Here is a 14,003-nt window from a genome sequence, read left to right as displayed (position 1 = left end):
CTCCCGACTGCGGCTGCTACTACTACTCGAGCCAGGTCGCCACTCCCTCGAGGACGGGGAATAACGTTCAGTAAGTGACCGGTCGTCGCGCCGTCACGCCGACTCGAGCAGCGTCCGCTCGAAAAACCCACCGACTGCGCCCGCGATTTCGTCGTGCTCGCCGCCGAAGAAGTGATCGCCCGATAGCGCGGTGACCGCGTCGCCGCGCTCTCGCGCCCGTTCGACGATCGGTTCCCAGTCGACGGTCGCGTCCCGTTCGCCGTAGCAAACGTGGACGGGGGCCTCGAGCGACTCGAGTGCCGCGAGCGCGTCGAGGTCGGCGGCGAGTCGCGCGGTCGGCGCGAGGACGGCGACGGCGTCGGGGTCAGTGTCGGCCGCGGCGAGCAGGGCCAGGGACGCGCCGAAGCTGTAGCCGAAGAGCCCGACCGGAAGCCCGTCGTCGCCACCGTTGTACTCCTCGCGGGCCCACCGGACGGCGTTGCGAACGTCTTCCCGCTCGCCGTAGCCCTCGTCCCACGAACCGTAATCGAACCGCAGGCAGACGATGCCCACCTCGGAAAGCGCCCCCGAGACCGCACGGAGCCGCTCGTCGCTCCGCGAGCCGCCCTGTTGGGGATGAGGCGGACAGGCGACGACGATCGCCCGCGGCTCGTCGGTCGGTTCCTCGAGCGTCCCCCGGACGTCGCGACCGCCGGGTATTAGGACGTCGCTCATGTCTGGTCGTTCCGAACCGGCGCTAATCAATCCCCGCCGTCGGGGGCGGACTCGAGCCGGCGGCCCGAGCCGCGTTCAGGTCCGGACCCGAACGGTCGGGAACGACTCGCGCATGCGGTGCCGTTCGTACTCGCCGAGGACGGCGTAGGCGACGAAGCCGGCGAGGAGAGCGAGGGCACCGAGCGTCTGGGTTCCGATCTCGAGGGACGCTCCGGCCCCGGTGAACCGGACGGTCGCCGCGACGAGCCCGAGGCCAATCGCGATGCCGAGGCCGCCGGGACGCCGCTCGGCGGCGTTCCAGCGGACTGCGACCCAGCCGCGCCAGCCAACCGCGAGCGCGACCCCGGCGACCAGCAGGAGCGCAACGGCGGACCGGGACACGAAGATCGGCCCCAGGACGGCGACGGCGCCGCCGACGCAGGCTCCGAACGCGGCGCGTTGCGTTGCGGCGAGTCGCCCGCCGCTACCAGCGGTCGATTGCGCTGCGTCGCTCTCGGCCGTGATATCGAGTGTGTCGTCCCGCTCCGGACTCGAGGCCCCGTCGGTCGGTTCGACGTGTGCGACGCGTTGGCCGGCCGTGAGGGACGTGCGGCCGGCGTCGGGGGCGTCCTCGAGTGGAGCGTTAGTAGTGTCGCCAGCCCCGCTGGGCTGCGGGTCGTCGATCGCCGCTTTCGCGCCCGGCCACTCGGCGTCGACGCCGTCGAAGGCGATCGGGAGCCCCGCCGCGAGTTCGAAGCGGGGGTGGTCCTGTAGCTGGAAGTGGAGATGTGGCTCCGAGGAGTTCCCGGAGTGGCCACAGCGGCCGATCTCCCGTCCGCGTTCGACGCGGTCCCCGGTGGAGACCGCCACGCTGCCGGGGACCAGATGGGCGAGACAGCTGTACTCGTCGGGGGCGTGCTGGATCACGACGTAGCTCCCGCGGATGTCCCGTTTCAGCGGATGGGAGAGGCCGCCGCCACGGGGCGACTCGAAGTCGGTATCGAAGACGTCGACCACGACGCCGTCGGCGGGAGCGAGGATCGGTTCGTCGTAGCAGTAGTACGAGTCCACCGCCGATCCGGAGCTGTCGGGGGAGGTCCGCCGGTCCGCGTCGGTGATCACGAAGTCGTAGGCGTAGCGCTGGGTCACCGGGAGCCACGAGTGGGAGTAGTCGTGGTCGTAGCTCCCGTTGACGACGGTCCAGGTGCCGTCGAACGGGAGCCGGTAGGACACCTGCTGATCGTAGCTTTCGACGTCGGGGAACGTCCCGCGGTGGCGGACGAACGCGACGGCGGTCCCGAGCCACTGCGAGAGGTCCTGTGCCAGTACGAGCGGGTTGAGAATCGTCAGCGGCATCGTCAGGAACCACGCCGCGTACTCCCGCCAACTCCCCATGTGGAGCCAGTCGGTCGGCTCCTCGCGCCCCTCGTCGGTCCCGCGTCGCAGCGCCAGATCCAGCAGCGGCGAGACGAACGGCCAGAGGAAAAAGAGGAAGAAGATTTCGAAGACCTCGAGTACGGCCAGCGAGTCGAAGACGTAGCTAGGAAGGGCCAGCACCCCCAGTAGTGCGAGGTATATCGGCTCGAACGAGCGGAGGCGGCCCCGAAGCCGAGAGGCGAGCGTTGATTCGGCTATCGTCCTCCGTTCGGTCATTGATACAACCATGGGGCGAAAGGCACGTAATCGCTTTGTGAACTGCAGTTCACCAGCTATGTTAGCACACCTCTATTGTCGCACGCCCGTCCGGAACGATCAATGGGCCGTCGGGACTACGGTACCGCATGGAACCGGACGACCGGACGGAGGCCGCAGTTCGGGAGGCGTTCTCGCTGCTCGACCACGAGATCCGTCTCGAGATCCTCCTGGCGTTGCTCGAGGACTGGCACGCGGTGTACACGGCCCCGAAATCGTACGCGGAGCTGATGGACGCGGTCGGGATGCGCGACAGCGGGAAGTTCAACTACCACCTCGACAAGCTCCGCGGCGTGTACGTTCGGCAGGTCGAGGACGGCTACGTTCCGACGGCGAGCGTGACGGCGCTGTACCGGGCCGTGCTCGCGCATCGCCCGACCGAATCCCTCGAGTACGAACCGACGGCGATCGACTCGACGTGTCCGCGGTGCGACTCGGCGGCGATCCTGCGGTACGACCGGGGATTTGTCTCCGTCGAGTGTACGGCGTGTGATGACTGGCCCGGCTTCACGTATCCGTTCCCGAAAAACGGGTTCGCGGGGCGAAGCGCTCGGGCAGTCGCTCGAGCGACTGCCCGCCGCGCCAGATACCATATCGGACTGGCTCGCGACGGTCAGTGTCCGTTCTGTGCGGGAACGACAACCGTCGACGTTCCTCTCGACGACATTGCAGACGATACTCCAGTCGAGATCGCGTGCGACACCTGCACGTTTCTGGTCGGCGTGGAACCGCTCTCACCGTTGCTGTTCGAGGATCGCGTCGCCAGTGCACTCGGCGATATCGGCGTCGATCTCGAGCGTCCAGACTGGGAGTTGCCGACGCCGACGACGTGGGTCGAATCCCGGGACCCCGTTCGGCTCGCGCTCGAAGTCGAGGACGAAGCGGGAACGGCCACGATCGTCGTCGACGAGGCGCTTGCCGTTCGGTCGGTCGCCGTTGACTGATAACTATAGTCGCCACTGAAACGATACACACTGATCGCAGCGCAGTCGTGCGATTAGGTGTGCAGTAACTTTCAGTGGCGACTATATCACCTCGAGCGCGACGTGAGTCGCCAGCGTCTCAGGTGCTTCGGAGACGAGATCGAACCGGGACAGCGCCGGGCTCTCACTGCGGGGTTCGTTCCGTTCGTCGCGGACTGTTACCGAAGTGATGTTTTTAAGGCCGGGGAACGATACGTTGCGAGTATGGGCATCCTCTCTCGGACTTCCTACGTCATCCGGTCGAAGCTCAACTCGGTGCTCAACCGGGCGGAGGATCCGACCGAAACGCTCGACTACTCCTACGAGCAGATGCGCGACCAGCTCCAGCAGGTCAAACGGGGCATCGCCGATCTGACCACGCAGAAAAAGCGCCTCGAGATGCAAAAACGCCGCCTCGAGGAAAACGTCGAGAAACACAACGGACAGGCTCGAACGGCGGTCCAGCAGGGCCGGGAGGATCTGGCGCGACAGGCCCTCGAGAAGAAGAAGACGAAGATGAACCAGATCGAGGACCTGGAGCGCCAGATCTCGGACCTGCAGAACCAGCAAGATCGCCTGATCGAACAGAAAGACGAACTCCAGAGCCGTATCGAGGAGTTCCGGACGAAAAAGGAGACGATGAAAGCCCGCCACGAGGCTGCCAAGGCGAGTTCAACGGTTTCCGAGGCGATGACGGCTACCGGCGAGGAGTTCGAGGACGTTGGCCGCGCCATCGAGCGCGCCGAGGAGCAGACCGAGGATATGGAGGCCCGCGCCGCCGCGATGGACGAACTCCACGAGTCCGGCGCGTTCGAGGACGTCCTCTCCGACAAGGACACCATCGACCGCGAACTCGAGCAGCTCTCGACCGACAGCGGCGTCGAAGCCGAACTCGAGACGCTCAAATCCGAGGTCGGAGCGGGCGAGTCCGAAGCCGCCGGCGAGACCGACGCGGCGGTCGAATCCGAGGGTGGGTCCGACGCCGCGGCCGATTCCGATGCCGGAGGAGAGGTCGACGAGGAGGAACTCACGGAACTCGAGGGCGAGGATCGGGAAGACGTCGAGGCCGAACTCGCGGAGTTACAGGACGAAGAGAACGCCTGAACGGGATTCGTTGACGATGCTGATCCCGCGGACGGGCCGAGAATCGATCCGCCGGACACCGGGGCGTACACCCGTTCTCGACTGGGAACTGCGATTCTGTCTCTTTGGGAGGGAGAGAAACGGTTACCATCGTTCATGATATAGTGTGCACTATGAGCAACGAGTCGCCGTTCGAATCAGTCTCGCTGACCAATCAGATAATCCTGCTCGCGGTCACCGAACTCGCCAGCGAGAACGAGACGCCGGTTCAGACGCACGAACTGCGACAGCACTGCCAGCGGCACCTCCCCGAGGTCGACACGGAGGTCGTCGGGACGATCACCGAGGCCGACGTGATCCGATCGCTGTACCGTCTCGAGGACGAGGGCCTCGTCGACGAGGTCAGTCCGGCGGAAACGTCGCCGACGGGGAAGGGGCGACCAGCGTACACGCTCGCTGTCAGCGCCGAAATGGTCTACGAGGAAGTCGCCGACGAACTACTGAACGGGTCGCCCGAGTGATCCGATTCGGGCCCCTCGTGCGCGATAGCTCAATGAGACCGTCCCGCTGTGGGCGACTCGAGGCCCGGCTCAGGGCCGTCAGGAGGGCGTTCCCAGAACGGTAATATCGTAGCTGGCGACGTCTGACGGTGCCTCGAGGACGATCACCTGAAACTCCCAGGTCGAGCCGCCGTTGAGGTCGCCGGTGCTGGCGAGATAGCGGCCGAGCATGTTGCCGCCGTCGTCGTAGACGCGCGTTCGTACTTCGACGGTCTGGATCCGATCGGTTCCCGTGTTTTCGACGGTTCCCTGAATCGTCGAGCCGAGATAGCCGTTCTCGACGACGAACTCGTGGCCGCGCAGCGAGATTGGATTGAGCGGTGTCACCGCGCTGCTGGGCTGTTGTTGGGCGAGCGACGCTGCCGTGGACATCTCGCTCGCCGACCGATTGGAGACGTTGCTCTCGTTGATCCCGCTAACGGTGCCGTCCTCGTAGGTCGGTTGGCCGCCGAGACCGCCGTTACCGCCGAGACAGCCCGCGGCCGCGGCCGCGATACCTGACCCCAGTGTCGCGAGTACTCGCCGCCTGCTCGTCGGTTCCGCCCCGGTCATCGCCGCCGAGCGCTCGTCCGCGAGTTCGTTCCGTCACCGTGCATGTATCGGTTCGACACCGTGGACGCATTTCAGTGTAGGCCTTGAAGCGCTCGAGTCACCAGCCGTCGATACCGGACCGGTCGTTCACGGATACTGCGCGTCTCGTATCGAGCCGACGAAGCGTGTCCCGCTGGCGGTGTCTGCAACGACGGCTCTTATTGTCGGGTCGGTTGAACGTGTCGCTATGGGGTCCTCCGAGACCGATGAGACGCTCGAGTCCTACGGTGCCGATATCGGGACGCAGTCGGGGTTGTTGACACGGTTCCGCGAGTGGTTTCTGGTCGAGGGCAATCGGTTAACCGTCGCGGCGACAGTTTTGATCGGTATCTTCGTTCTCCTCGTCGGGTTGTACGAACTCGGCGTCATTACCTTTGTCAACCCGAACTCCGTGACGCGCGTCGCGAGCGGGATGATCGCGGGGACGTTCTCGCTCGTGACGCTGGTCGTCTCGGTCAACCAGCTCATCCTCTCTCAGGAGTTCAGCGCGGCGGGCAAGGCCCGCGAGCGACTCGACGCGGTCATCGAGTTCCGGCAGGCCGTTGCGGACGACGCGGCCGTTCCCGCGAGCCCAGCGTCGCCCACGCGGGTGCTCGAGTTGATCGTCGAATCGATCCATCACGACGCTGCCGGGTTCGCCGACGCCGTCGCGACGCACGATGACGATGAGCTGCGCGAAACGGTCGTTCGATACACGAACGGCGTTCGGGAACGGACGGACCGGATCGAGGACCGAATAGAGAAATCCAAATTCGACACGTTCTCGGCCGTCTCGGCGGCGATCACGTACGACGAGTCCTGGCATCTGTACGTCGGAACCCACCTGCGCGGCGAGTACGCGGACTCGCTGTCGCCGGCCGCGATGGCGCAACTCGACGACCTGATCGAGTCCCTGGAGCTGTTCCACGTGGCTCGAGAGCAGTTCAAAACGACCTACCTGCAACAGGAACTCACCCGGTTCTCGCAGCTCACGGTGTACTGTGGCGTGCCGTCGATCCTGTCGGCGATCCTCGTCGGCTTCCTCTACGCCGACGTGACCGGACCGAGCGTCAGCGCCGTCGTGCTCCCCTACGTCGTGAGCGCGCTGATTCTCATCGTGCTCTCGCCGCTCGCCTTGCTCGTCTCCTACATTCTCCGGACCGCGACCATCACGCGCCGGACCGCGTCGGTCGGCCCGATGGTCCCCCAGAAGGATCCCGATGAGGGACCGTTCGACGTGAGTCACGGTGACCAGCGATAGCCGCTGTTCGGCCCGTCGCCGTCGTGCGACACGCTTTTGTCCACCGTTGTGGTCGATTCCGATCGCCGGATGGATACTTCGGATTCGAACGTCGACGAGAGCGGCGTATCGGGCGAACACGATCAGTTGAACGGTCCGCGCCTCTATCTCCTGTTGCGTCTGAACCGCTGGCTGTTCACGGGGATCGTGCTCGCGATCGTCTACGGCGTCCTCGTCGGACTCAGTCAGGTCGGCCTCACGCCGCTGCGCGTGATCGTCGCGTCCAGCAACGGCACCTTCTGGATCTTCTCGGCGTTCATCGGCGCGATCATCACCGGCACGTCGATCGTCGTCACGATCAATCAGCTGGTGCTCTCCCAGGAACTCGGCGCGGTCGGCGACCAGCGCGAGCGCATGGAGGAGGCGATGACCTTCCGCCGGGATACGGAGGACAAGCTCGAGGAAGACGTGACGCCGCCGGAGCCCGCCGGATTCCTCTACGAGCTCGTCGATGGCATCGAGGATGAAGCGACCGACTTCGAGTCGGCGGTGGCGGGCGACACCGACCTCAGCGACGAACTGCAGGAACGGATCCGCGACTACGCCGACGACGTGATCGGCAACGCCCGGACGGTCAAGGAGAACCTCGAGGACGCCCAGTTCGGCACCTTCGAGGTGATCTGGAACGCGCTCGCGTTCAACTACTCGCGGAAGATCTACGACGCCCGCCGGATCCGTGCCGATCACGGCGAGGTGCTCTCGGACGAAGCCGACGAGGAGATCGACGAGATGATCACCGTACTCAAGCTCTTCGGCCCGGCGCGCGAGCACTTCAAGACGCTGTACTTCCAGTGGGAGCTGATCAACCTCTCGCGAGCGCTGCTGTACGTGGCGGTGCCGGCGCTGACGGTGATGGGGGTCATGCTGATGTACGTCGACGCCAACGCGCTTCCGGGGACGACGCTGGGGGTCGACAACCTCGTCTGGCTGACCAGCGCGGGCTTCGTCGTCGGGATCGCGCCCTTCGTGATCTTCATCGTCTACATTCTCCGGATCGCGACCGTCGCCAAGCGGACGCTCGCGATGGGGCCGTTCATTCTCCGGGAGTCCGCGCGCGACGATGATCTCGGGTGAGGCCGACGATCCGTATCGAGCACGCTTGCACACGGTAGCCCAGCGGCTATCCCCCTCCAGCCCTAAGCGGCAGGTATGGCCACTTCATCCGAACAGACGAAGCGACAGCGGTGTTCGGTCTGCGGGACCGAAAACGATTCCTTCTACTCGTACTGCCAGCAGTGTCTCGCGGACCTCGAGGCCAAGACCACGGGTTCGTCGATCGTCTGAGGGTTCCGGGCGGTCTCTCCGCCGCGAATCCCACGACGGATATAGCCCCGGCCGCTACCGGCGTGCGTGATCGTCGCCATCTGCGGGCCGCCGGGGGCCGGAAAGACCACCGTCGCGACCCGCGTTCGCCGCCGACTCGAGGAGCGGGATCGCCCGGTTCGGCTGTTCCACTCCGACGACTTCTCGAGTCGGACCTACGAGCAACTGGCCGAACGAGTCGACGAGGCTCCCGCGGACGCGATCACGCTCGTCGACGGCACGTTCTACCGCCGGGAGTGGCAGACGCGGTTTCGGACGCTCGGTACCGTTCGGTTCGTCCTCATAACTGCGAGTCTCGAGACCTGCCTCGAGCGCAACCGGGAGCGGGCGGATGCGATCGACGAACAGGGCGTTCACGTCGTCTTCCGGGAGTTCGAGGAACCCGACCCCGACCTCGAGATCGATACCGAGCGGTGCGGACCCGACGAGACTGTCGATCTGGTGATGGCCGGCCTCGAGTCGTGGCTGAACTGACGGCTCCTCGCGGCCGAGTGCGCCACTGTCCGCGGGAGTCCTCGACGGCTCGCTGCGTCGCTACGGTTTTCGACCGACGCTCACAGCCCGAGATCGATGCCGAAGGGAGCGGGCAGGGAGAACTCGTCGGGGGTTCGCTCGGGGACGAGGCCGTTCGGAAGCACGTCCCAGCCGAGTTCGTCCTCCCCGGGGACGGCGTCGGTGTCGAACTCGGGATCGGCGGCCGGTGACAGCTCGCGATTCTCCTGTGGCGGCGCGTCGTGTGCGTAGACGCTCTCGGGGTGATCGACGGTCCAGACGTGGAGCATACAGGGCGTTCGACAGGGGAACTCGAGGTCGCCGTCCGCGAACTCGCGTTCGTAGGCCTGCTTGTAGTACCACCAGCCGAATCGCCCCGGAAGCCCGGTGTGGGTGTGCCACGGCGAACACCGGTCTGTGGACTCGTCCTCGCCGTAGGCCGCCGGCGGCTCGACCGGCTCTCCGCCGCGCGTCGCGATGAACATGACGCCCATCGAGCGCCACGATTCGTTGTCGACGAGGACCGATTCCGGCCGCTCCGGGTTCAGAATATCGTCGTCACCGATGAACTCCGGACTGAGCCAGTGCGACCAGCTGTCGTCTCCCGTCTCGAGCGTGTCGAAGTACGGCTTGAACCCCCCGTCGATCAGCGCGTTCACGTCGGGAAACCGGCTCTCGAGGCTCTCGGCGACCCCCGACCGGAGTTCGGTCGTCGCCGGATGATCGTCCGCACACCCTTCCATACTCGTCCCCTCGCAGTGGGTCATCCCGGGCTCGAGGGTCGCGTCCGGGCATCCCCGATCGAACCGCGGTGCGACCGCTGGCTCACCACCACCATCCCCACCGGCTTGTGCACTCCCAACCGCCGAGAGCCCCATTGTCCCGGCCGACGCCCGCAATAGCGCCCGACGGGATACGGGTCGATCGCCGTCGCTGTCGTGCATACCAGCACCTCCCACACCGACGACCGATATGAAACCCCGTCGGTGGTCGCGCTGACAGTCGTCAGGAGTGACCACTCGATCGGTCTCGGAGGCGGCCGCGCGGACTCCAGAACTCAGTCGAATTCGGACTCGAGGACGGCACCTGTCCCCGGTCGCTCGAGGCCGGCGATATCGATCCGGCCGTCGGGCATCGGGACGCCGTCCGCGGGGTCGTCGGCCAGCAACAGCGAGCCGTCGAGGTCGGCGTAATCCAGCAGCGGCGCGAGGTGACAGGCCGCCGCGATCGAGGCGTTCGATTCGGTCATACAGCCGCACATAACCTCGAGGCCGTGGGCGCGGGCCGCGTGGATCATCCGTTTGGCCTCCAGCAGCCCGCCGCACTTCATGAGTTTCAGGTTCGCGATGTCACAGCGGTCGGCGATCCGCGGGATATCCGCGAGCGTCACGCAGGACTCGTCGGCGGCGATCGGCAGCGCCGAGTGCTCGTAGACGAACCGGAGCCCCTCGGGGTTCTCCGCGGGAACCGGCTGTTCGACGAACGAGAGATCGAACTCGGCGAGCCGTTCGATCTTCGCGACCGCCTCGCGGGGCGTCCAGGCCTCGTTCGCGTCGACGAACAGGTCGACGTCTGGGGCGACCGACCGAATCGTCCGGACGATCTCGAGATCGCGGTCGGTGCCGAGTTTGACCTTCAGCGTGCCGTACCCGCGTTCGAGCGCCGTCTCGGTCTTCTCGCGCATCGTCTCGCGGTTGTCGAGGCCGATGGTGTACGACGTCTCGAGCGTCTCCGCCGGATCGAGTCCCCAGTAGCGATACAGCGGCTCCTCGAGTCGTTTCGCGACGAGGTCGTGAAGCGCGATGCTCACCGCGGTGCGGGCCGACGAATTCCGCCGAACGGTCTCGCGCAGCTCCCGCTCGATTCGCTCGAGTTGGTGTGGATCGCCGACCGACTCGACGACTGCCAGCAGGTCGGGCAGGACGGCTTCGACCGTCGCGGCGGTCTCGCCGTAGTGAGCGGACGGCGCGGCAGCGCCGATGCCAGTCAGACCGTCGTCGGCCGCGTCTCCGATCCGAACGAAGACGACGTCGGTCTCGGTCGTCGTCCCGCGGGCGATCCCGAAGGGGTACTCGAGGGGCAGCGAGCGCCGTTCGAACGAGGTCTCGAGGGTCATCTCAGCAGAGCTCCTCGAGTAGGTCGTCCGTCCCAAAGCGGATCACGTCGCTCGCGGGCGCGCCGAGCGCGTCGGCGTACGCTGCGACCGCCTCGCGGGCGGCATCGTCGCCCTCGAGAGCGGACGTGTTGAGCGCACCGGCGACGACCGTACTCTCCGCGACTGGCTGAGCGACGCTCTCGTAGAGATCGACGTAGGTGGGGATCGACGGCAGCGAGAACGACTCGTAGCCGTGGATTTCCTCCCGGCCGGCCTCGTGACAGAGCACGAGCGAATCCGCCATCGAGCCGTGGAGGATTCCGAGGGTGACCGGCGAGTACGCCGGATGGACGATGCTACCCTGGCCCTCGACGAAGAGGTAGTCGTGGTCGTTGCCCTTTTCGAGAATCATCTCCTCGACCGCGCCCGCGGTGAAGTCGCTGACGACGCGGTCGATCGGATTGCCCCAGCCCTCGATCATGATTCCGGTCTGGCCCGTCGGGATCACAGCTGCGTCGTGGCCGGCCGCGCGGGCGTCGCGGGCCAGTTCCATCGTGGCCGTCATCTTGCCGACCGAGCAGTCGGTGCCGACGGTGAGGATCACTTCGGCGTCGACCTCGCTCGCGACGCTCTGACTGACCGTGAGATCCGCCGGCGGCTTCCGAACGTCTCGAATCTCGCAATCGTTTTCGGCCGCCAATCGGGCGAACTCCTCGTCGTCGGCGAGGAACGTGTGCAGTCCGGATATCACGTCACAGCCGTCCTCGAGGGCCGTCCGAACGTCTTCGCGCCAGCTCTCGTCGAAGCCGCCGCCGATCGGGGCGATGCCGATCAGCAGGGCGTCGACGGCGGCCGATTCGATGTCGGCCATCCCGGCGACGATCGGGGCGTCCTGCACGTCCGCGACGAAGTCGGAGACGCGCCGACCGCCGTTCTCCCGGTCGAGGACGGCGACGATGTCGTGGTCGGCGTATCGGAGGACGCCGAGGGCGGTCTTGGCCCGGTCAGGGAACTTCTCGTGGGCGAGGATCGCGATTCGCATACCCAGAAATGGACGAGGGAGTACTTGAACGTCCGGCTGACGGCTCCGAAAGCGGTGGGTCGAATCGACGCCGGGCGGGATCGACGACCGCCACAACTTACCTGTTCGCGTCCAAGAGACGCGTCATGGCGGATCGCTGGCTCGGCGCGTGGGGACTCGGCTCGGTCGCGTTCGGCGGCGCGTCCCTCCTGGTACCGCTCTACATCGTGGAACTCGGTGCATCGCCGATCCAGCTGGGAGTGCTGGCGGCGACGGCCGCCGGCGTCGCCGCGCCCGGGGCGATCGCGTTCGGCCGCCTCGCAAACCGGGTCGCCCACCGCCGACTGCTGGTGCTCGCGACCCTGATCGGCGTCGCGGTTTCGCTGGCCGCGATCCCTTTTCTCACCTCGATTTCGGCGGTTATCGCCGCAAACGCGATCCTCTGGCTGTTCGCCTCGTCGATCGGGCCGGTCCTGACCATGCTCGTCGTCGACGACGTCCCGGAATCCCAGTGGAACGAACGGATCGGTCTCGTGAACAAGTATCAGGGCTACGGCTGGGCCGGCGGCCTCGTCATCGGCACGGTCTGGCCGGCCGTCGGGAGTCGACTGCTCGCGGCCGACGAGATCACGCGGACGCTGTACTGGGTGCTCGCGGCTTGCGCCGGTGTGAGTGCGATTCTGGCCGCGCGAACGCTCCCGCGTCCCGCACCGTCGACTCACGTCACGGACGGGCGCGCCGCTCGTCGGATCGGTCGGCTCCTCGCGAGTTCCAGCCGCGGTATCAGGGGGGCCACGGTCGCGTTCTCACCAACTCGGCTCTACTGGTCGACGCGCGGAATCGATCCCCGACGACTCGCGACCCACCTCGAGCCGGCGATGGCCACGTACTTCGTCGCCGGGGCGTTCTTTTTCACCGGCTCGGCCGCCTTCTGGGCACCGCTCCCGCTGTTTCTGACCGACGCCGGCTTCGATTCGGGACAGGTGTTCGCGCTCTATCTGGCCTCGAGCCTCGGCTCCGCGGTCTGTTACGAGGCCGCCGGACGGCTTTCCGGGCGGTACGACGTTCGGTTCCTGCAGACGGGCGTTCTCGCCGCGAGAGGGGTGCTGTTCCCGGCAACCGTCGCCGTGGCGGGGCTGGCTGCGACCGTCGCTTTCGGCGCTGCTGGGCTCGTGCTCGCCCTAATAGGTATCACGTGGGCGGGGATCGCCGTCATCGGGACGGCGATCGTCACCCGGCTCGCGCCGCCGGGCCTCCGCGGGGAGGTACTCGGGGCCTACGTCGCGCTGGGGGCACTGGGCGGCGCGCTCGGCGGCGTCCTCGGCGGGTGGACCGCCACCCTCGGCTACGCCGTGGCGTTCGGCGTCGCCGGCGGGCTCGTTATAATCGGCGCGGCGCTGGTCGTCTCGCTCGAGGCGCTTTCGGGCGGCGGTCGCGCCGTGACAGCGCCGCCGGAACCCGAGGGCGGGACCGAGACGGGTGGCGAGGAGATTCCGACGCGGGCGGCGAACCGCGACGAGTAGCGGGTCGATAGTCGCTACGCTGCCGGTGAGACAGCTCGGTCACGCCGCGGCTCACGGAAAGGGGGGCGACGTTCGTCGGCGGTCAGTTCGCCTCGAGAGCACAGGCGGGACGACAGAAACCGCGCTGGGCGGCGTTGGCGTCGGGGTACGCCCTGAACGCGTCGCCACACTGTTCGCACGTGACGGTTTCGAAGTCGGACATTCTCGGTTCGAACGGACGTTCGCAGTGCAGAAAACGTCTCGGATCGACACGACCTCTCACGTCGCTATCGCGATGTATCGGACCGCTCTCGTCCGATTGTTTCGCCCTCGCCATCTCTTGGCGGTACTGTTTCACTGCCCGCAACGACTACCGGGAGCCGACCGACCCGAGAGACCGAAATCAACGGTCGGTGCGCTTATGTGGCCGCCCCGTGTTAATCGATACCATGAATGGTGTCCTGAACGAGACGACGAACAAGATTCACCAACACGAATCCGGCCGTTCCGACTTCCAAACGACCTGCGGGGCGACCTCTCACGTCGCTCACGACAACCTCCGACTGGTTCCCGTCGAGCGCGCGGTCAGTGACGCGGACGCGAACAGATGCGGTCGCTGTTTCGACGACGGCGGCAGCTACTGACGGGCCGCTATCGTCCGAAGCGCGAACTCATACGGTCTCCTGTAAGTCATTGCCGGTGCGACCGCA

15 protein-coding genes are annotated in these 14,003 nt (G+C 66.4%); 9 read left to right on the top strand and 6 right to left on the bottom strand.

Annotation, left to right across the window (positions count from 1 at the left end; translation table 11 throughout):
• Positions 1 to 93: 93 nt before the first annotated feature.
• Positions 94 to 714 (bottom strand): alpha/beta hydrolase, encoded by a 621-nt coding sequence (locus tag CP556_RS03455; protein WP_098724352.1) that lies wholly within the window; start codon positions 712 to 714, stop codon positions 94 to 96.
• A 75-nt stretch (positions 715 to 789) separates the two neighbouring features.
• Positions 790 to 2,346 (bottom strand): M23 family metallopeptidase, encoded by a 1,557-nt coding sequence (locus CP556_RS03450; protein ID WP_098724351.1) that lies wholly within the window; start codon positions 2,344 to 2,346, stop codon positions 790 to 792.
• A gap of 128 nt (positions 2,347 to 2,474) precedes the next feature.
• Between CP556_RS03450 and CP556_RS03445 the strand changes: the two genes are divergently transcribed.
• The 3 genes from CP556_RS03445 to CP556_RS03435 all read left to right on the top strand — a co-directional run bounded on the left by CP556_RS03445 (position 2,475) and on the right by CP556_RS03435 (position 4,951).
• Complete coding sequence (locus tag CP556_RS03445) at positions 2,475 to 3,329, top strand: winged helix-turn-helix domain-containing protein (RefSeq protein ID WP_098724350.1); 855 nt, start codon at positions 2,475 to 2,477, stop codon at positions 3,327 to 3,329.
• Positions 3,330 to 3,572: 243 nt separating this feature from the next.
• Complete coding sequence (locus tag CP556_RS03440) at positions 3,573 to 4,451, top strand: PspA/IM30 family protein (RefSeq protein WP_098724349.1); 879 nt, start codon at positions 3,573 to 3,575, stop codon at positions 4,449 to 4,451.
• Positions 4,452 to 4,603: 152 nt separating this feature from the next.
• Positions 4,604 to 4,951 carry a hypothetical protein gene (locus CP556_RS03435; protein ID WP_098724348.1) on the top strand — a complete coding sequence of 116 codons (348 nt, stop codon included), beginning with the start codon at positions 4,604 to 4,606 and terminating at the stop codon, positions 4,949 to 4,951.
• Positions 4,952 to 5,029: 78 nt separating this feature from the next.
• On the opposite strand, the gene CP556_RS03430 is transcribed toward CP556_RS03435, so the two are convergent.
• Entirely contained in the window at positions 5,030 to 5,542 is a 513-nt protein-coding gene (locus CP556_RS03430) for an FxLYD domain-containing protein (protein WP_098724347.1), read from the bottom strand.
• A gap of 226 nt (positions 5,543 to 5,768) precedes the next feature.
• On the opposite strand from CP556_RS03430, the gene CP556_RS03425 reads away from it, so the two are divergent.
• The 4 genes from CP556_RS03425 (at position 5,769) to CP556_RS03415 (ending at position 8,657) form a co-directional block, all read left to right on the top strand.
• Positions 5,769 to 6,821 carry a DUF7972 family membrane protein gene (locus tag CP556_RS03425; protein WP_098724346.1) on the top strand — a complete coding sequence of 351 codons (1,053 nt, stop codon included), beginning with the start codon at positions 5,769 to 5,771 and terminating at the stop codon, positions 6,819 to 6,821.
• Positions 6,822 to 6,890: 69 nt separating this feature from the next.
• Positions 6,891 to 7,934 carry a DUF7972 family membrane protein gene (locus tag CP556_RS03420; protein WP_098727268.1) on the top strand — a complete coding sequence of 348 codons (1,044 nt, stop codon included), beginning with the start codon at positions 6,891 to 6,893 and terminating at the stop codon, positions 7,932 to 7,934.
• Positions 7,935 to 8,009: 75 nt separating this feature from the next.
• Positions 8,010 to 8,144 carry a DUF7577 domain-containing protein gene (locus CP556_RS26535; protein ID WP_255291397.1) on the top strand — a complete coding sequence of 45 codons (135 nt, stop codon included), beginning with the start codon at positions 8,010 to 8,012 and terminating at the stop codon, positions 8,142 to 8,144.
• Positions 8,145 to 8,210: 66 nt separating this feature from the next.
• Entirely contained in the window at positions 8,211 to 8,657 is a 447-nt protein-coding gene (locus tag CP556_RS03415; RefSeq protein WP_098724345.1) for an ATP-binding protein, read from the top strand.
• Between the two features lie 80 nt (positions 8,658 to 8,737).
• Here the strand turns inward: CP556_RS03415 and CP556_RS03410 are convergent, their stop codons facing one another.
• The 3 genes from CP556_RS03410 to CP556_RS03400 form a co-directional block, all read right to left on the bottom strand.
• Positions 8,738 to 9,619, bottom strand: coding sequence for a hypothetical protein (locus tag CP556_RS03410; RefSeq protein ID WP_098724344.1), 882 nt, complete (start codon positions 9,617 to 9,619; stop codon positions 8,738 to 8,740).
• A gap of 113 nt (positions 9,620 to 9,732) precedes the next feature.
• A complete protein-coding gene (locus CP556_RS03405) occupies positions 9,733 to 10,791 on the bottom strand; it encodes a dipeptide epimerase (RefSeq protein ID WP_098724343.1) in 1,059 nt (352 codons plus the stop codon).
• A 1-nt stretch (position 10,792) separates the two neighbouring features.
• On the bottom strand, positions 10,793 to 11,812 hold the full coding sequence (locus tag CP556_RS03400; RefSeq protein ID WP_098724342.1) for an N-acetyltransferase DgcN family protein: 1,020 nt from the start codon (positions 11,810 to 11,812) through the stop codon (positions 10,793 to 10,795).
• 125 nt (positions 11,813 to 11,937) lie between these two features.
• Here CP556_RS03400 and CP556_RS03395 point away from each other — a divergent pair, with 125 nt between their 5' ends.
• Positions 11,938 to 13,314 (top strand): MFS transporter, encoded by a 1,377-nt coding sequence (locus tag CP556_RS03395; RefSeq protein ID WP_098724341.1) that lies wholly within the window; start codon positions 11,938 to 11,940, stop codon positions 13,312 to 13,314.
• 428 nt (positions 13,315 to 13,742) lie between these two features.
• Positions 13,743 to 13,937, top strand: a complete 195-nt coding sequence (locus CP556_RS03390; RefSeq protein WP_098724340.1) for a hypothetical protein — start codon at positions 13,743 to 13,745, stop codon at positions 13,935 to 13,937.
• Positions 13,938 to 14,003 lie beyond the last annotated feature (66 nt).

This window comes from Natrinema sp. CBA1119 (genome assembly GCF_002572525.1).
Lineage (GTDB): Archaea > Halobacteriota > Halobacteria > Halobacteriales > Natrialbaceae > Natrinema.
The sequence above is the reverse complement of the archived record's forward strand: the minus strand, read 5'-3'. Positions and strand labels throughout refer to the sequence as shown.

Bases quoted from the DNA above. Each gene is read 5' to 3' on its own strand.
- CP556_RS03455 (WP_098724352.1), bottom strand. From the start codon at position 714: ATGAGCGACGTCCTAATACCCGGCGGTCGCGACGTCCGGGGGACGCTC.
- CP556_RS03450 (WP_098724351.1), bottom strand. From the start codon at position 2,346: ATGACCGAACGGAGGACGATAGCCGAATCAACGCTCGCCTCTCGGCTT.
- CP556_RS03445 (WP_098724350.1), top strand. From the start codon at position 2,475: ATGGAACCGGACGACCGGACGGAGGCCGCAGTTCGGGAGGCGTTCTCG.
- CP556_RS03440 (WP_098724349.1), top strand. From the start codon at position 3,573: ATGGGCATCCTCTCTCGGACTTCCTACGTCATCCGGTCGAAGCTCAAC.
- CP556_RS03435 (WP_098724348.1), top strand. From the start codon at position 4,604: ATGAGCAACGAGTCGCCGTTCGAATCAGTCTCGCTGACCAATCAGATA.
- CP556_RS03430 (WP_098724347.1), bottom strand. From the start codon at position 5,542: ATGACCGGGGCGGAACCGACGAGCAGGCGGCGAGTACTCGCGACACTG.
- CP556_RS03425 (WP_098724346.1), top strand. From the start codon at position 5,769: ATGGGGTCCTCCGAGACCGATGAGACGCTCGAGTCCTACGGTGCCGAT.
- CP556_RS03420 (WP_098727268.1), top strand. From the start codon at position 6,891: ATGGATACTTCGGATTCGAACGTCGACGAGAGCGGCGTATCGGGCGAA.
- CP556_RS26535 (WP_255291397.1), top strand. From the start codon at position 8,010: ATGGCCACTTCATCCGAACAGACGAAGCGACAGCGGTGTTCGGTCTGC.
- CP556_RS03410 (WP_098724344.1), bottom strand. From the start codon at position 9,619: ATGCACGACAGCGACGGCGATCGACCCGTATCCCGTCGGGCGCTATTG.
- CP556_RS03405 (WP_098724343.1), bottom strand. From the start codon at position 10,791: ATGACCCTCGAGACCTCGTTCGAACGGCGCTCGCTGCCCCTCGAGTAC.
- CP556_RS03400 (WP_098724342.1), bottom strand. From the start codon at position 11,812: ATGCGAATCGCGATCCTCGCCCACGAGAAGTTCCCTGACCGGGCCAAG.
- CP556_RS03395 (WP_098724341.1), top strand. From the start codon at position 11,938: ATGGCGGATCGCTGGCTCGGCGCGTGGGGACTCGGCTCGGTCGCGTTC.
- CP556_RS03390 (WP_098724340.1), top strand. From the start codon at position 13,743: ATGAATGGTGTCCTGAACGAGACGACGAACAAGATTCACCAACACGAA.